Source organism: Chryseobacterium salipaludis, assembly GCF_022968825.1.
In the GTDB taxonomy this organism is placed as follows: Bacteria; Bacteroidota; Bacteroidia; order Flavobacteriales; family Weeksellaceae; genus Kaistella; species Kaistella salipaludis.
On record NZ_JALHKS010000003.1, the window covers coordinates 327,880 to 345,481 of the forward strand.

General features: G+C 44.9%; 17 protein-coding genes. 4 read left to right on the forward strand and 13 right to left on the reverse strand.

Going from position 1 to position 17,602, the window contains the following annotated elements:
* Nucleotides 1-27 precede the first annotated feature (27 nt).
* Both MVI27_RS07055 and MVI27_RS07060 read left to right on the forward strand, forming a co-directional pair.
* Nucleotides 28-513, forward strand: coding sequence for a hypothetical protein (locus MVI27_RS07055; protein ID WP_246960107.1), 486 nt, complete (start codon nucleotides 28-30; stop codon nucleotides 511-513).
* Between the two features lie 52 nt (nucleotides 514-565).
* A complete protein-coding gene (locus MVI27_RS07060; RefSeq protein ID WP_246960108.1) occupies nucleotides 566-2,014 on the forward strand; it encodes an aminoacyl-histidine dipeptidase in 1,449 nt (482 codons plus the stop codon).
* A 95-nt stretch (nucleotides 2,015-2,109) separates the two neighbouring features.
* On the opposite strand, the gene MVI27_RS07065 is transcribed toward MVI27_RS07060, so the two are convergent.
* The 7 genes from MVI27_RS07065 to MVI27_RS07095 form a co-directional block, all read right to left on the reverse strand.
* The gene (locus MVI27_RS07065) at nucleotides 2,110-2,958 is read right to left on the reverse strand and encodes a mechanosensitive ion channel family protein (protein WP_246960109.1); all 849 of its coding nucleotides are present in this window, start codon (nucleotides 2,956-2,958) and stop codon (nucleotides 2,110-2,112) included.
* 54 nt (nucleotides 2,959-3,012) lie between these two features.
* A complete protein-coding gene (locus MVI27_RS07070; RefSeq protein ID WP_246960110.1) occupies nucleotides 3,013-3,918 on the reverse strand; it encodes a helix-turn-helix domain-containing protein in 906 nt (301 codons plus the stop codon).
* Nucleotides 3,919-4,114: 196 nt separating this feature from the next.
* Complete coding sequence (locus MVI27_RS07075; RefSeq protein ID WP_246960111.1) at nucleotides 4,115-5,068, reverse strand: gliding motility protein GldB-related protein; 954 nt, start codon at nucleotides 5,066-5,068, stop codon at nucleotides 4,115-4,117.
* Nucleotides 5,069-5,163: 95 nt separating this feature from the next.
* Entirely contained in the window at nucleotides 5,164-6,285 is a 1,122-nt protein-coding gene (locus MVI27_RS07080) for an alanine racemase (protein WP_246960112.1), read from the reverse strand.
* A gap of 2 nt (nucleotides 6,286-6,287) precedes the next feature.
* The gene (locus MVI27_RS07085; protein ID WP_246960113.1) at nucleotides 6,288-6,728 is read right to left on the reverse strand and encodes a GNAT family N-acetyltransferase; all 441 of its coding nucleotides are present in this window, start codon (nucleotides 6,726-6,728) and stop codon (nucleotides 6,288-6,290) included.
* Nucleotides 6,729-6,741: 13 nt separating this feature from the next.
* Entirely contained in the window at nucleotides 6,742-7,677 is a 936-nt protein-coding gene (locus tag MVI27_RS07090) for a universal stress protein (protein WP_246960114.1), read from the reverse strand.
* Nucleotides 7,678-7,759: 82 nt separating this feature from the next.
* The gene (locus MVI27_RS07095; protein WP_246960115.1) at nucleotides 7,760-8,380 is read right to left on the reverse strand and encodes an SOS response-associated peptidase; all 621 of its coding nucleotides are present in this window, start codon (nucleotides 8,378-8,380) and stop codon (nucleotides 7,760-7,762) included.
* A gap of 86 nt (nucleotides 8,381-8,466) precedes the next feature.
* On the opposite strand from MVI27_RS07095, the gene MVI27_RS07100 reads away from it, so the two are divergent.
* Together MVI27_RS07100 and MVI27_RS07105 are read left to right on the forward strand one after the other, a co-directional pair.
* Complete coding sequence (locus MVI27_RS07100; RefSeq protein ID WP_246960116.1) at nucleotides 8,467-9,033, forward strand: HD domain-containing protein; 567 nt, start codon at nucleotides 8,467-8,469, stop codon at nucleotides 9,031-9,033.
* 143 nt (nucleotides 9,034-9,176) lie between these two features.
* Entirely contained in the window at nucleotides 9,177-9,386 is a 210-nt protein-coding gene (locus MVI27_RS07105; RefSeq protein ID WP_246960117.1) for a hypervirulence associated TUDOR domain-containing protein, read from the forward strand.
* Nucleotides 9,387-9,540: 154 nt separating this feature from the next.
* On the opposite strand, the gene MVI27_RS07110 is transcribed toward MVI27_RS07105, so the two are convergent.
* From MVI27_RS07110 to MVI27_RS07135, 6 genes are all read right to left on the reverse strand, one after another.
* Complete coding sequence (locus tag MVI27_RS07110; protein WP_246960118.1) at nucleotides 9,541-10,362, reverse strand: GLPGLI family protein; 822 nt, start codon at nucleotides 10,360-10,362, stop codon at nucleotides 9,541-9,543.
* A gap of 65 nt (nucleotides 10,363-10,427) precedes the next feature.
* Complete coding sequence (locus MVI27_RS07115; RefSeq protein WP_246960119.1) at nucleotides 10,428-11,414, reverse strand: XAC2610-related protein; 987 nt, start codon at nucleotides 11,412-11,414, stop codon at nucleotides 10,428-10,430.
* A gap of 143 nt (nucleotides 11,415-11,557) precedes the next feature.
* Nucleotides 11,558-14,086 carry an excinuclease ABC subunit UvrA gene (uvrA, locus tag MVI27_RS07120; RefSeq protein ID WP_246960120.1) on the reverse strand — a complete coding sequence of 843 codons (2,529 nt, stop codon included), beginning with the start codon at nucleotides 14,084-14,086 and terminating at the stop codon, nucleotides 11,558-11,560.
* A 49-nt stretch (nucleotides 14,087-14,135) separates the two neighbouring features.
* Nucleotides 14,136-15,164: a hypothetical protein gene (locus MVI27_RS07125; protein ID WP_246960121.1), complete on the reverse strand. Its 1,029-nt coding sequence runs from the start codon at nucleotides 15,162-15,164 to the stop codon at nucleotides 14,136-14,138.
* Nucleotides 15,165-15,179: 15 nt separating this feature from the next.
* Entirely contained in the window at nucleotides 15,180-15,923 is a 744-nt protein-coding gene (locus MVI27_RS07130; protein ID WP_246960122.1) for a substrate-binding domain-containing protein, read from the reverse strand.
* A gap of 297 nt (nucleotides 15,924-16,220) precedes the next feature.
* On the reverse strand, nucleotides 16,221-17,087 hold the full coding sequence (locus MVI27_RS07135) for a nitrogenase component 1 family protein (protein ID WP_246960123.1): 867 nt from the start codon (nucleotides 17,085-17,087) through the stop codon (nucleotides 16,221-16,223).
* Between the last annotated feature and the right edge of the window lie 515 nt (nucleotides 17,088-17,602).

Consider the following 17,602-nt stretch of genomic DNA (forward strand, 5'->3'; position numbering starts at 1 on the left):
ATTGCAAATTTAAACTCAGATATATTTATGAAAAAACTCTGGATCCTTATGCTGCCCTTAGCGCTGGCAAGCTGCACGAAAGAAGGACAAATAAGTTCGGCCGGAACAGAACCCGTTGCAGGTGAAGACTCTGTGGCCGTCCACACGCCCGACGCCATCGGAACGCTACCGCTCGAAACTTTTGGTTTTCCGCCGGAAGTGGAAGGCTGCAGCTGTTATTTCAGTAAAAACAAGGAAGACTTTGAAAACGAAAAATATATTTACATTGATGATTACGGAAATCACGCATTTGTGAAAACCGGTGGCAACCTGATCCGCGTGAAGATGGAAGAAGGCGATTTCGATCCGGAAAATTTCAATAAGCACATCAGTAATGAAGAAGTTGATATTACCATTACCGGAAAAAAGGTAAGCGAATTGGAAGAAGTGATGCGCTTCGAAGGAAGTATGACGGTGCAGCACCGCAACGGGCAAACCATCACGACGCCCATTTACGGCGAATGCGGTTGCTAAAGGAAAAACTGCCCGCGATTTATTTGTAAATTTGATTTCTTAAATTAAACGTATGGAATTATCACAACTGGAACCGCAGGTGATCTGGAAAAACTTTTCGGCCCTGAATTCGGTTCCCAGACCGTCTAAAAAAGAAGAACGCGTTATCGCTTTTATGAAGGAGTTTGGTGAAAAACTCGGCCTTCCTACCAGAGTGGACGCAACCGGAAATGTTATCATCACAAAACCGGCCACTGCTGGCATGGAAGATCGTAAACCAATTGTTTTACAATCGCATCTTGATATGGTTTGCCAGAAAAACAACGAGGTAGATTTTGATTTTGAGACCCAGGGAATTCAGATGTATGTGGATGGTGACTGGGTTCGCGCCAAAGGGACCACCCTGGGTGCCGATAACGGTTTGGGAGTAGCAGCCATCATGAGTATTCTGGAAAGCAACGATATCCCGCATCCGGCTTTGGAAGCACTCTTCACCATTGATGAGGAAACCGGCATGACCGGCGCAAAAGGTCTGCAGGGCGGCGAACTGAACGGCGAAATCCTGCTGAACCTGGATACCGAGGAGGATGACGAGATTGATATCGGTTGTGCAGGTGGTATCGACGTAACTGCTTCACAACAATATGAATTAACGGAAGCGACCGGACAGGCATTTGAACTGCGCGTGAAAGGTTTGCAGGGCGGTCATTCCGGTATGGATATTCACAAAGGTTTCGGGAATGCCAATGTCATTTTGGGCAGATTATTATATGCAGCACTGCAAAAAGGAGATGTGCAGCTTGTACGCATCGATAGTGGCGGCCTGCGTAATGCGATTCCGCGGGAAGGAATGGCAGCGATGGTGAGCCATAACCCGGAAGAAGCCTTACAGGTCATGGAAGCGCTGAAGAAGGAAATCATGGAAGAATTTGCTACCATTGAAAAAGACCTGAACATTACCATAAATACGACAGAAAACAGCGATAAAGCACTGAGCGTAAAAGATTCAGCCAATATCATCCGTGCGCTTAAAGGTGCACACAATGGCGTGTACCGCATGTCACCGGATGTTGCAGATCTCGTGGAATCGTCCAATAATATTGCGCGGGTAGAACTGCAGGACGGGAAGTTGCAAATTCTGAATCTGAGCCGTTCTTCCGTAGAATCCAGCAAAGATGATGTGGCACAGCAGCTTCAGGCTGTGTATGAACTTGCCGGGCTGGAAGTAGAATTCAGCGGAAGCTATCCCGGCTGGAAACCACTGCCGGGTTCTGAGATTGTGCAGATTATGGAAAAACTGTATCAGCAGAAGTTTGAAGAACAACCTGCAGTCGTAGCCTGCCATGCCGGGCTGGAATGCGGGCTGATTGGTGCCCATTATCCGGAAATGGAAATGGTGAGCTTCGGGCCGACGATTCGCGGTGCGCATTCGCCTGATGAAAGGGCAAGTATTTCGTCCACGCAGAAATTTTGGGATTTCCTGAAAGATATTCTGGCCAATATCCCAAAGAAAACGGCGTAAATCAGATAGGAATGATGAGCGCGGGCTGCCCTTGGGCAGCCCGCGCTTTTTAAACAGGTTTACTGTTAGATACAGCTCCCGGGATATTTCTGCCTTTATTCAGCAGATAACGACCCGCCTTTTCCTTCGCGGATATGGAGCACCCGTTGCGGCAAGGGCACCTCGATCCGGTGCGACCGCAAGGCTTCGAATATTGCCACTCGCAAATCGCTTTTCACATTTTCTACCCTGAAAACTTCTGAGGTCCAGAAGAAAACAGTAAACACCAGCCCCGACTCGGCGTATTCTGTAAAACGCACAAAAGGTTGCGGTGCCCGCGAAACCCGCGCAGTCTTTTCGGTGGTCTCTTTCAGCAGTTTCATCACCTCCGGTACCGGACTGCCGTAGGCGACACGAACGTCAACTTCAAAGCGCGAATTCTGGCGGTTATGCGTCCAGTTGATCAGGCTGTTTTTCGTGAGCACCGTGTTGGGCAAAATAATATACTTGTCATCGCGGGTGAGCACTGTGGTGGTTCTTAAATTAATTTCGCGCACGCGGCAGACGATTTTATCCACTTCAATAACGTCGCCCATTTTTACCGAAGAATCCAGCAGCAACACGATTCCGGATACAAAGTCACTGAACAGGCTCTGCAGGCCCAAACCGATCCCGACCAGTAAAGCGGCCGACGCACCTAACAGCACCGAAACATTGACGCCAATCATATTCATTCCCAGAATAAACGATATGACAATGGTAATGTATTTCGTCAGGCTGAAAATGGTGAACTTCTGGGATTCATCAAGTTTCTGGGTTTTATAAATCAGCTTGCGGATAAAACGCAGCAGCAGTGAAACCCCGATAATGAACAGGAGCAGAAACAGCAGCGATGACAAATTAATGCCTGTTCCGCCAATGGAAAAGAGTCGGTGATTCAGCAGTTCTTTTAAATTAAATTCCATAGGCAGCAACAGGAGCGAAAAACAGACCAATTAAAATGTTTCTATACGAGTAATTTATGATGAAGTTTCATCATCTTTTACCACTTCTCCGGCCGGAAAATTCTGCCGGAAACTGTTTGGGCTCTCGCCGGTAATTCTTTTAAAATAACGGCCGAAGTGTGACTTGTCCGAAAACCCCAGTTCAAAACCGATTTCCGCTGCTGAGTAATCCGTGTTCAGCAGTAAACGCTGGGCTTCCAGGATCACACGGTGGCGAATGAGCCGCTCGGCGGTCATATCTGTTTTTTCACGCACCAGCGCATTCAGATAGTTTGGCGAAAGGCCCATTTTTTCAGCGTAATCACTGGTACGTTTCAGTTCGCGAAAATGCTTGTCAATGAGGTGGCGAAATTCCTCGACATAGCTTTGTTTGTGATCCGTCCGCAGTTCAGAGAAGCGTGTGTCACCGGTGCTGCGCATATACCGAAGCACCAGCACTTTCAATTCCAGGCAAATAATTTCTTTTGAAGCCTGTGCTGCATTATGGTACTCTTCGTTAATATTCAGGATGGTTTGGCGGAATTGGCTAAACTGCTTCTTCTCTGGTTTCACGAAAGGCGGCAGACCGGCGAAGGCAGTATCATGGCGAATACGGCGGTTGCCGGTGTATATTAAATTATAAAAAGAACGGGTAAACACGAGTGCACTCCCCTCTGCTACAGCTTCGCGGGAAAAAGAAAAAATCTGATGATAGGCGACCAGAAAAACACTTCGTGGTTGCAGGTCCAGCTGCCGCTCATCAATATTGATCTGGCCGGTTGCTCTGCTATGTACTGCAATCAAAATATAGGAGCGCACCGGTTCCGGCTTTTCCTTCGCGCACAGGGCAATAAAATCGTTAAGTGGCAGCACAAAAAACTCCTGATTAAAGGAGGGTGAAGGAAATTCGGCGGCCAGCCTGCGAAGAAAATATTGTGCCATAAGGGAAAAGTATTTGCGAAGGGCGGGCTAAATTTAACAGAAAGTTTAATTTCGACCAATCGGAGCAGATGTTTTTTCAGATCGTTAAAATTAATAAAAAATCCGGTATTGAAAAGAAGCTGCGGGTAATGGGAACGAGTGGAAGTTTTAAATATTTAACACTGCCTTTTGCAAATACCATTTTACCTGCAGTTTTTTATTCACATTCATAATTGGACTTTTTAAGAAAGTTTTCCGTTGCTTTTTTGTCAGCAAAATCAAGAGTTAGAATATCATTTATAGCTTGTTTTTTATTCAGTGCATTTTTGTAATAATTTTTTGTGATAATGTAGCCAATAAAATATCCTAAATCTGCTGGTTTTTCTTTTATCGTTGCTGTATTTGAAAGCCAATTTCGAAAATCATAACTATACATTTCTTTTTTAAAATCTCTCCAAATTTCACATTGGTTTTTTATACCGCAATCAATATAAGGCGCTTCCACTTTTTTGTTAAGAATTAATTCCGCAACAAAATCTGCCGAACCTTCTTTCAGACAAGAACCAAGCAAATTTGATTTTTCTGTATTGCTTAAGTTTTGTTGTGTGTGCACAAGTTCATGAGTTGTAAGAAAAATGATTCCCGAATTAATTTTCATTCTGTCTTGATAGTTTTGTGGAAGTTCGGAATAATCAACAAATTTATCTGAAGAAGCCAGTTCGGAACCTATAATTAAATTGTTGTTAATTACAGTTCCTCCACCTTTTAAATTACCAATCGTAAAATAAATTTTTGGTGGATTAAATGCAGGATAAACCCTTTTAAATTTTTTGTAAATTTTTGCAACCTTTTTAAAATCTTTGTGAATATTTTCAGTTTTCGAACGAATTGAAGTCCAGAAATTTGGATATTTTCCGAATGATTTAATCCATTCTCCGGGTGTTAACTCTCTCGCTTTTATAAAATCTTTTAAACCTTCTGACGCATTGTCAACATACATCTTCTTAAAAACTTCTGACTTATGGTTTGTTTCTTTTAAATTTTTAACAGCATCAAAGGCAGTCCAAAATCTATCAATGTCAGAGGTTTCAATATAGTTTTTGAAATCAGTAGATTGGGAAAAAGCAAAATTGCTTACGAATATCAAAAATATTAGAAAACTTCTATTCATCGCTGTTTTTATAAAATTGGAGGTAACACTTGTCTTTGCAAACAAACTTACATAATTCAAAATGAAACCCGCATGGTCAGTGCGGGTTTATATACTTAATTTAAAGAAAACATTCCATCGGGCTGAATGGCTACTATTACTTCATCACCGTCCACGTTCTTATCAATATAATCGGAACTCATTGCGCGAAGGACTGCCATATAATTCATTCCGAATTTTACGGTATCGCCCACCTGCAAGTCCGCGGGATTATCCGCAAGATCCAGGATCAGCATATCGGAACTGGCACCAATGATTTCCATGCCGGGCTGCATTGGGGTGATATCGCGGTGGTCTAAATCCAGCAGGCCGACATCCACGATCGCACGGAATGAAAAGTCGTTTTTGTTCCGGTCAGAAAAGTCAGGCATTTCACCGGTCAGATTGGTACTGCAGTTGCCGGAAGGCGCACAGGGTTTTTCCTGCATCTCAATAATCTCCGCTGTGAGTGTGAAGACGTCATGATACATTCCTTCCAGCCTGGAATTATCATACACATCTGTTCCGAAGAAAAGTGTTTCGCCAATACGGAAGTGGTTAATTTCATTCGGAATTTCATTTCGGAGCAAAAGCGGTATGGTGACTGAGGAACCGCCCGAGATGTATGGAATCTGACGCCCGGAGTGCTCTTCGACAATTTCTTTGAAACGGTTAAGTTTGGTAAGTTTGCGCTCGTCCGGCAAAATACCGTTCAGGCATTTAAGGTTCGTGCCCAATCCCACCACTTCAATATGAGACAGCCGCAGCACTTCGCCATAAAACTGCAACAGGTTGCGCGCCATGATACCTTCACGAAGCTCGCCCATCTCCACCATGAGCACGACACGGTGCACTTTATTTTGCTTTACGGCTTCCCGGGACAGCACTTCCAGCGTGGCCAGTTCCGTATTAAAACTAACATCGGCGTACCGGACAATGCTGGCGGCCAGACGCTGCGCGGGTGGTTTAATATAAATAGTTTGTGTTTCAGGTGAAAGCTGCTTAATCATTTTCAGATTGCTCAGCCGCGAATCACAAATTTCCTTGTCGGTTACCTGCAGAAGTTCCTGCAGAAAAGTTTTGTTTCCGCACAGCATCTTGGCCACAATTGCCCACTCGATCTGGTGGCCGCTGAATAAACGGTCCAGTGTCTGGTAATTGTGACGAAGTTTGCGGGTATGTAAAGTAATATAAGACATAATTATTTTTGTAATCTCATCTCGAGATATTTACTGGTGAATCCCAGCTTTTCATATAAATGGCGCGCCGGATTATCCGGCTCACAGTGCAGTGCGACAGCGCCTTCTGTTTGCGCAATCGCAGCCTGCATTAATTTTTTTCCGACTCCCTGGCCGCGCACGGCAGGATCTGTGGCAATATACACCAGGATATTTTCAGGGATATAAGATTGCATGCCGGTTTTGTTGACCACCACAGCACCCACGAGTCCCTCTTCATTTTCAGCGGTGAGTACGACACCACCTGCTTTTCCGTTTTCGCCAAAGGCGTAAGAAATGGCTTTGCGGATGTCATCGGCCGGATCGCCATACTGCTCCAGGCTTTTGTGCAAAAAAGACACAATATGATCGGTAGCAGCGGCATCGGCCGGCTGCTTTTCAGAATAAGTTGTAATGTTTATCATTGTTTGTTTGGTATTAACCCGGTACAGGCATGGTCATATCGAAACCGGCAGCATCATTGTCCGGCTCGGTATCATGCGCGCGCAACAGCCGTGATTTAACGACCAGCAGCGGCACACGGGTTCCGTTCATTATTTTTTTAAAGAAATTATCACCCAGGAAGGAACGCCAGGAATTTTCATCCTGATCGGCCAACAGTACAATATCGGCCTCACTTTCTCCGGCGTGATGTACGATCATGGCAGCATTATCCGTGCCCACGGCAAATCCTCCTTCGGTCGGATGGCCTTGCTGCAAAAGTTGGCGGCGGGTTTCCTGCACCGCTTTGCGAAGCTGGATGACATCCTCGGTACGCCCCAGGCCAAGCACATTGATTTCTCCCTGGTTTCGGGCGGCGATCAATAATGATAATTCAGTTTTCTCGGGTAGACCTTCTTCGAAACGCACCGGAAACAAAATCTTTTTAAATTCAGTTCCGTTGAAATCTTCCGGCACGAGCATCAGTGAGCAGGCACTGTGCTGCAGTAAAGCATAGGAATTGGAACCAAGGACGAATTCTTTCATCGTCTGGCGCCCCGAAGTTCCCGCCACAACCAGATCTGTTTCCTCCTGTCTGATTAAAGTATTCACCATCTCAAGTAACGAAAGCGTGCTCAGGCGTGGTTCAGCAATAATGCCAAAATTCGTTACCAAATCGCTGCAAATTTGTTCCAGTTTTTGCTGGGTTTGTTTGATATTTTCCTCCAGTTGGGTGCCGCCGACCGGATGTTTGCCGGCGTGGTCGATCAGATAATACGATGGCTGGCTGTGCGCCAAAAGTAAGCGGGACTGGTGCCGTTTTGCCATATGGGCCGCGAGAATTACGGCATTATCAGATTTAGACGAAAAATCGGTCGTAACGAGAATGGTTTGTATTGTTGCCTCCATGATGTACACAAAAATACGACCCATACTACTTATAAAGTGGTACAAATAAGCGCATCAGTAGTACTAAACAACTATTTTAAAAATCGGAAAGCGGCTATTATATGTATTATGCTTCCGTTGCTATTAGTTCGGTGTTATAATGCGGAAAGGTAAAAAGTTCTTCACTTTTGCCCGCGAGCCAGCTTTTGTGTACGGAAGGCCCAAGCACAAGCGGCATGCGGTGCTTGGTATTATGAATTTCAGCCATTAATTCATTGGCTTTAGTCGTAAGCAATGAAAACGACAATAAATCCTGACCTGTTTCGTGGTTATGCCAGCGGTTATAAATTCCGGCAATGGCAAACGGCTGATGTCCATTATTGAATTCAATATAATATCGTTGTTTCTTTTTACCGGCCGGATCCAGCCATTTCCACTCGTAAAATCCGTTAACGAGAATCAGGCACCGTTGCGATACAGAAGCTTTAAAAGCAGGTTTCTCCGTTATGGTCTCGGCGCGCGCATTCAGCGTCATCTTGCGGATATTCTCGTCCCGACTCCAGGGAGGAACCAAACCCCAGTCACCCAAGACAGCTATATCCGGATTTTCATCTGTAATCACCAGCAGCTGCGGAAAGGCAAAACCATTAATGAAGGTGCTCCCTTTATAATCAGGGCTTTCATATTCTGCGTTGAATACTTTTTTAATATCGTTATTGGTAAGCTTGCTGGAAACGAAATAACACACGGGCGAATTTTTACCGAAGATACAAATCCTGCTTCTAAATCTCTAACGATTACATGGCGCAGCATTTGAAGAAAAATTCAACATGTATGGAATCAATGAATAAGATTTTAAAAGCAGTGCGCGACTTTGCAGATCAGGCGCACGGCGAACAAATGCGTAAATATGAACCAAAACGGTATATTGTGCATCCGGAAGAAGTAATGGAAATCTGCCGCGAATACACCGATGAATTGCCGGTACTAGCCGCTGCTTTGCTGCACGACGTGCTGGAAGATACGCCGGTAACGGAGCATGACATTGCAGTATTCCTGGAACCACTGATGTCGCAAGCGGAGGCGAAACAAACCCTCAATCTTACCGTGGACCTTACCGATGTGTACACAAAGCAAGCGTATCCTCACCTGAACCGGCGGCAGAGAAAAGATAAAGAAAACGAAAGGCTTTCAAAGGCCGAACCCAAGGCGCAAACCATTAAATATGCAGATATCATCAGCAACGCGGTAGATATCACAACGCACGACAAACACTTTGCACGGGTATATCTGCGGGAAATGGAAACGCTGCTTTCGGTGATCAAATCCGGTAACAAGGATTTGTATCGGCGGGCGGTGGAAACGATTCGCGCATGCAAGTTGGAGTTGAAAATGGGGTGATGCTGAGATGCGAGATGCAGGGTGCAGGGTTCAGGGTTCAAGGTGCCAGTTGATTTAACTGTGTGCCGATGAACTTCGAGAATCATAAATGATCGCAATTTGTCTACGTTTCTTTTCTGCATCATAATTGCATGCAATCCGGCATGAGCACCAAATTTAAAAAAGGAAACCACGTAACGTGGAACTCCGAAGCAGGCCACGTGAGCGGCACCATTATTAAAGTTCACACAAAAGATTTTCAGTACAAAGGCTACACGCACCACGCCAGTCCGGATGAGCCACAATACGAAATCAAAAGTGACAAAACCGAACATATTGCAGCGCACAAGGAATCAGCACTGAAAAAGAATTGAGAAGTTCATAATAGTCGCACTTTTCCGAATACGATTGTGTGTTTTTCGTCTATTTTATAATTACATGAGACAAGTTTGCGCGTTTGTATACATCTCTTTTCCGGCATTTATTCATGGCTGATTTTATAGATTTCTCTTGCTCAGCTACGATTATTTATTTTAACTCCACCTTTTCCGCAATTTCCAGCGGATTATAGTTTTTTCGGAGCTGTTGCTGGTTGGCGCGCGTACGTTCAGCATAATTTATATCGCGATAACCGCCTGATCCGTCATCCTGCACCACTCGTTGTCCTCTCGCTCTGACTGATTGATATGGATTATAGTAAAACTCCAGGAATATCTGTCGATACGCCGGCCAGTCTACCTGAAGACCTTGAGCGGAGACGCAGGGCATGTCAGAAACTGCAGAAACTGAAGTAGCACTGAAAGAATAGGATTTCGTGTCATCCTCTATTTTCAAAATCAAGCCAGGCAGCCCGTGAAAGTAATAAGGACCTTCCGAAACGGCAATATCCGAGGCAAACCATGCGGTCCAGTGGCGGCCACCGTAGTCGGCAGTTGCTTTCTGACAGGAATAGCCGCCTACCTCCTGTCTCTCAGGGAGTATTTTCCAATGTAAAGGTTCTGCAATAACGATCATGTACGCATCCCGCCCGGCTCCTAAAACAATTCTTTTTCGGTACTGCTGTTGTTGATGGTCTTTTATAAAATACAACTCAAAGTCCGCATCCAGGTTGTAGCCAAGTCCCAATCCGGTCCGGCAGACCATGGAATCAGATGCCCGCCGCATATCTGATCTGAATACAGATGTTTCATTTTGCACATCCAGCACATAATCCGTTTTACGGTCTGTGTTTCCAAACTGATACGTGAGTGTATAACGTACTTGTAGTTGCTGCGCAAACAGTAAATCTGTCAATAAGAAATAGACTAAAATAAGAATTGCCGGTGCTTTAACGCAGAATATCTTTTGCATGATCATTTTATTAAAGGTACACTTTTCAGCATATGGTGTGCGGATTTCATTCTACGTAATTAAATTTACAGTACGGTTACATTAGAAAACTTTCCAAACTGTTCTTTATTCCATTTAAAACATTTTCCGGTCGACGACATATTCACCGTGCGGGCAGGAAGCTGCACTGAAATTCCAGTTGCTTTTAGCGTATAAGTCACTTCTTTATTTTTAAAAGAAAGCGTTTGGTTTTTCTGATTAAATATAAAAGATCCGTCGTAGATGAGTTCTACGTCTCCTTCCGCATTCATAAAGACATACAGCAACTCCGCTGTATCTCTCGAAAACTGATACAGTCCCATTTCTTTTTTATTGGTAAAAGATAGTTCGCAGACGGGCTCAAGCTGCTCCTTCAGTAAAAGCTGATGGCTCTTTTTCCGCATGTTACCGTTCACTCTTTTCTGCTCGGTAACGGTGACTGTAAATCCGGTGGCATCCACTGCTTCTTCTGTGATATAAATAGGCACCGGTTTATCATTGATGACTTTAAACTCGGAAAACTGATGCCAGCAGCAGCCGCTTTTGGTCATGGTCGATAATGTTTTAGTTTCCGGCTCCAAAGAAAACATCCCGCAATAACTTTGTGCAAGATCCGTGAATTCAGGACTTTTGCGGAAACCGTTTTGGGTTGCCAGATAAACGGTGAAGGAGGGTCCGCCATAGCAACTGTTACTTCCGTCGCGTAAGGCCAGATCTGCCATCCCATCAAAATTAAAATCTTCCGAAATCAGGGCGCTTTGTTCGCCATATGGCAGTTGCTTTACATTTGCCACAACATTCTGATTTTGAATATCAAGCGACAATTCTTCGGATTCGTGACTGAGTATAAGAGCGTTCGTTTTTTTATTATAAATATTGATGGCACCTGGGGTTATCAGATCATTTTCGCCGTTTTCGGGAATGGTAACTTCGGCGTAGTATTTCGGGGAAAAGTCTTGCACCCGGTAAGTGGTCTGCGCGTTTACAGAAGTAGATAGGAACAAAAAAAATATTCCCGACAGAAAGTTTTTCATGAAGGTTTTCGGTTTGTTGATTCATTAAAGATAGTAAAAGCACGACTGATACGTGATTTTTCGCACAGCTTAAATGGCGAATCCTTCTTCTTTAAAATATTACGAAATTTGAACCCGTTATTTCATGTATTGCGCAGCAATTATTATACGTCTAAAACATTTTTAAGAAACGGTGCGGTACGGCTTTTTTTAGAGGCGGCCACTGTTACAGGTGTTCCCTGCACCACAATATTGCCGCCCTCATCGCCGGCGCCCGGGCCCATATCGATGACATAATCGCTGGCGGCCACCACGCGCATATCATGCTCGACAAGCACCACTGTGTTACCAAGATCTACGAGTGCCTGAAGCTGTGCCATCAGTTTTTCCACATCAGCGGGGTGAAGACCGGTGGTGGGTTCGTCCAGAATAAATAAAGTCTGGCCCCGGCTCTGCCGCTGCAGCTCGGTAGCCAGTTTGATCCGCTGCGCTTCCCCGCCGGAGAGTTCCGTTGCCGGCTGGCCTAACCGCAAATAACCCAGGCCGACTTCCAGGAGGAGCTTCAAGGCACGGTACACCGACTGCTCTCCTATAAAGAAATCGGCGGCCTGATCCACCGTCATTGCCAGGACTTCTGCAATATTACGATCATGATACGTCACTTCCAGGGTTGATTCTTTGTAGCGGGTTCCTTTACAAACAGAGCATGGCGCATAGACGCTCGGCAGGAAAAGCAATTCAACCATCACATAGCCTTCGCCTTCACAGTTAGGGCACCTGCCCTTTCCCACATTGAATGAGAACCGGCCGGCATCGTATTTTCTCTTTTTTGCCAGGGGTGTGGAAGCGAAGAGTTTGCGGACGTGATCAAAAAGACCGGTATAAGTCGCCAGGTTGGAACGTGGTGTCCGCCCAATGGGTTTTTGGTCTACCAACACCATCTTTTTTATATGCTGCTGACCACCACTGAGTGTTCCGGTAACCACAGCTGTTTCTTCATTTTCCAGGTCTGAGGCAAGCTCCTGTGCTGAGGCCGTAGTATCCGGCTGCAAATAATTTCGCATCAGTTCAACCAACGCTTTGCTGATGAGGCTGCTTTTGCCGGAACCGGAAATTCCGGTGACGCTGGTGAGTACACCAAGGGGAATCTGCACGTCCAGGTTTTTTAAATTATGGACCGAAACGTTTGACAGTTCCAGCCAGCCGGTTGGTTTTCGCAAAGTATGCTGATTCGGAAGCGTACGATCATAAAGATATTTGCGGGTGCTCGAACGTTCGACCTGCTGTAATCCCCGCGGCGGGCCGCTGTACAAAATCTCACCGCCACCCTCTCCTGCGTCCGGTCCCACATCCACGATCCAGTCGGCATTCCGTATCACTTCCAGGTCGTGCTCGACGACGAAAAGGGAATTGCCGGCGGCTTTTAAACCGTCCAGTGCTTTTAATAAAGACAAAGTATCAGCGGCATGCAATCCGGCGGAAGGCTCGTCGAGCACATACACAACTCCGAATAAATTGCTTCGAACCTGCGTTGCCAGCCGCAACCGCTGATGCTCGCCGGGAGATAAGGTAGGGGTCGTGCGGTCCAGACTGAGATAGCCTAAACCCAAATCCAGTAGAATATCAAGTCGCGCCAGCAGATCAGCGGCAATACGCTGAATCACTACGATTTTTTCTTCGTGCTTCTCTTTTAATTGTTGAAGTTCAGGTGCGCTTCCGTCCGCATACGGCTCAAAAATCTGATACATATTTTTCAGCGGCTGTGCCGACATTCCCGCGATATCCAAGCCTGCGAAATGCACAGAAAGCGATTCAGGTTTCAGTTTTTTACCGTGACAAAGCGGACAATCGGCACCGCGCATATAACGGGAAACACGCTTTTTCATCATAGCGCTTTGGGAATTCGCAAAAGTGTGCAATACATATTTTCGGGCGCCCATGTACGTTCCCATGTAGCTTGGTTCGCGTTTCTCTTTAAGCGCCTTTGCCGTTTGGTGCGGTGTAAAGCCGGCGTATACCGGAACCTGCGGCTGCTCATCGGTATATAAAATCCAGTCGCGGTCTTTCTGGGGTAGTTCTTTCCAGGGAACATCAACGTCATAACCCAGCGTAACCAGAATATCGCGCAGGTTTTGCCCCTGCCAGGCGGTGGGCCACGATGCAATTGCCCGCTCGCGAATGGAAAGATCCGGATTGGGAACCATGGTTTCTTCCGTCACTTCATAAACTCTTCCCAGACCATGACACTCCGGGCATGCACCTTCCGGCGTATTGGGTGAAAACGACTCGGCGTACAGCAGTGGCTGCCCGGGCGGATAAGTTCCGGCACGGGAATAAAGCATCCGCAGGAGATTGGACAAAGTAGTTACGGAGCCGACCGAAGATCGTGTACTCCCGCCCCCACGCTGCTGCTGCAGGGCGACCGCGGGCGGCAAACCATTAATTATATCAACTTCGGGGACCGACATCTGGTGAAATAAACGCCGTGCGTAAGGCGATACCGATTCCAGATACCGGCGTTGCGCTTCGGCATAGAGTGTTCCAAAGGCGAGTGACGATTTTCCGGAGCCGGAAATGCCGGTGAATACTACCAGCGCATCACGTGGGATATCAACATTAATATCTTTCAGATTATTTTCGCGCGCACCGCGTACCTGCACCTTATTGTTGAGCGTTTCGTTATGTTCTGCCATAGGAAGCAAAGCTTCAAAGGACATGCCTTAAAAAAAACAGCAATTAACTTTAGAAGTTTTCATTAAAAATAAGCTGACGCAAATCCAAAGTCCAGCTGCGGTTATCCTCGTAGGTGATTTTAATGCTATGATCCGTTTCGAAATCAACTTCCTTGTTGCAGAAATGTGCGCAAGATTCCACGATGACAGGGAAATACTTCTTCTTTTTCTTATCGTACGCCAGCAGCTCACCGCGGAAGAAACTTTTGATTATATAATACTCGTTTTCAATCTCTTCGGCCGTACTTTTTGAAAGAGCGAACAAGTTTTCTTTATAATAGGTTGAATAAATGGTGTCCATTTCGCCCTCGTAGCCGGCACCGTAGTTGGAATCTCTGGCGTTGTCTTCCTGCCATTTCTGACGGTAATTGCGATAGTCGGAGACCTTCTTCTCCGCGCCGCTCGGCTGATAAATAAATGTTGATTTTTTAGCGAGTTTCAATAATTCCTTTCGGGCGAATTCGGGCAAATCGGGATCTTCTGCAAAAGAGCCTTTAATGCAACCATCACAAATCGGATCTGGATAGCCACTATATAAAAGGGAATATGCCTCCTGCGGATTGGCGGTGTTAACCATCCAGAAAAACATATTTTCGTCCGGAATAGCTTTCCCCTGAAATGCACTTAAGGCAGAAAACAGAAAATAGGTCTGACCTTTTCGTTTAAAAGTTTTAAAGCTTGCCGAATCAATGTTCAAATAGTTCCACTCACCGCGATTTAGGATCTGCCGCCGGAGTTTTCGCCAGGCACCATTGATGCGTCCATAATTTTCAGCAATTAATACATTTACTGAGTCTGCATAAAAATATTTTCGGTCGCGGTCTCCTGATTTCACCCAAATGCGAAACAACCCATTCCCGTCTTCAAGCGAAAAAACAGTATTGTAATGCAGGCTGTCCGCAGCCGCTATATTCGCCGAAACGGTGTGAATAGGCTCAGCTTCAACCGAAAACTCGGCAGTTGGTTCAACCGCATTTTTACAGGAACCGAGCCATAAAAAAGTGATGGCATAGAGGAGCAATAAAGTTATTTTCATCATGCTGATTATTATAAATTATTCCCAGCCCCACTTAAGAAAGACGGCTTTTGCTTCAGCGGATTTCAGATATTCATAAAACTGTTTTGCTGCTGCATGATCTGCTCCCTGTTCTGTAAGCGCTGCGCCGGTATCCCGATAAATACGGTGTCTTTTTGGCAAATGAACGAAATCAGCTGCGCCGCGGTTTCGGGTTTGCCAGATATTCCAGGTAATCCAGACATCAGCGTTGCCATTTTCCCATTCCTTCTCGGCGAGACCGCTGTTGGCAGCAAAGTCGGTAATATTTGCGCGAACCGCACGAAAACTTTTCATGGGCAGGTGGCCAAGCATATCTCCCCAGGCGCCGGTGAGGCCGGAACCCTGCACGACCATAATCTTTAAACCAGGTTGCGCCAAGTCTTGAATCTTTTTAATCTTTCTTGGATTTCCGGGGCGCACGAGCAGTCCCAGTTGTCTTTTATATAAAGAGTAAACCGTACGCATCTGCAACACGTTTTGCGTCATCATTTGTGCAAAGTCGGTCATCATGTGTTCTGAGCCGCTGTAAATCACATGCGCGTTCTGCATTGCCTGGTTTTTCCATTGCGGGGTAGGTCCGGCAGTTACTTTCACAAAGGAGGCAGGCTGCTTATTATATTGCGAGGCAATTTCTTTTATCGCGGGAGCAGGGCCGCCGGGGCCGTACACAAAAACAGTGTCGCGTTGAGCAGGAGAAAAGATGAAAAGTAACAGGGAAAATACGGGAAGAATTTTTTTCATTTTTTTCAGCTAGGCAAAGTGCAAATTGTGTGCTTGCAGCTGCGCGCGAAAATTTGGGTAAGATAACATGGCACGATTTGATGAATAACTCGTCCAATACGCATTTTCAAATTATAGAGAGGCATTATTCTTTTTGTAAAACATATGTGTTTGAATTTTTCATCAAATTATTCATACACGAACTGGTCATCCTGTATTGTCCAGCTTTTTTCTCAATAATTATTTTAAAATATTCATCAGCCGGATCAATTAGCGAGAGTGTGTTTTGATTTATATTCGCCACGACCAGTTTTTTATCTACAATTTCAACGTAGGTATCCAATTTAAATGATCTATATTTTCCTGCATGAAAATATAGATCATACCATAGGCGCGCGGATCAGCATGTTCTTCGGGCAGCCGCAGAAAATTACAACTATAAGCTCCTTTCCAAAGTAAAAGTTTTGTTGCTTCTTCTTTTATAGATTTATCCCAGTTTTTTGACATTACCTCTTCCAAAATGGTTGCTAAGGTACGGTGTTCAAAAGGTTGAATTCCCTGAACCACCATATCAGGCTGCGTGGTTGTCCCTTCAAATAATATATAGGGTAATTGCTTTTGACCGGCAGGTAAAAAATAGTTGTCATCCCTTTCGTCTGGATTGCCAAGCGAGCTCAACAGTTGATAACCTTTATCAGTTACAACATTTTTTACATCCCAGGGATATCCCCAAAAGAACTGTCCCGGACGGGTTTGATCGCGCAGTACCGGATTAAAAACCAAGAGCACTACCTGCTGCGCATCCTGAAATTTGGAAATGCTGTAATCAATTCCATCCTCAAATCCCTGGGCCCGGATAATTTCGGATTTTCCATCTCCATCCAGGTCCTGTAACCAGCGATAGTTAGTATCATAAATAGGAAAAGAGATGGTTGCGGACAATTTATTGTCTTTAATCCAGTATTCAAAAAATTTACTCTCCTTGGGTTGATAGCCGGAAACAATGAAATCGACCTGTGGATCATTTTTTATAAAAGCAGTGTCAACGTCAGTAAAACCATCCAACTTAAGTTGGAGCGCCGGCGCATTTTCTGTCGGCAACGATGCTTGCACAGGCAGCTTCGGTTTCGTACAGGCGATCATTGAAAAAACAACGATTAAAAACAAAGGAATTGTAACTTTCATAGTCTGTGTTTACATTATTTCACTCCACATAGTGCGTATTTATCAGTTCTTCTTTCGTAAAAATCCACTGTCCGCGCTCATTTTGATAATAGTAGCTTACTTTGTATGGTAAAGTTATTTTCATGGTTGGTCACTTTGTTTTGGTGATTTTAACTACTTCTTCTATAATAGATTGAGGATTGCAGCGAATAAGTGGACAAAGCAACAATTAAGCTTTTTAGGATTGTATACGAAAATGCCAGTTCTTCGACAATTAGCTTAAAATAATATCCTTCTTCAAAACCCACAAGCTATTTTCTTCGCAAGCTTTAACCATACTTCTGACGTGTCGCTCTTATAACATATCATCATTTTTCTGTAATTCCAGGGATATTTCACAGCCATCGTAATACAGTATTAATTTAGTTTCGGAATTTTTTTTGAAACATCTTTACTCCGCATACTACTCTTTTGCTTCCAAACCTTTACAATAAGCTCAGCGAGGAAACCTTCCACTTACCTGGAATCTTTGATTA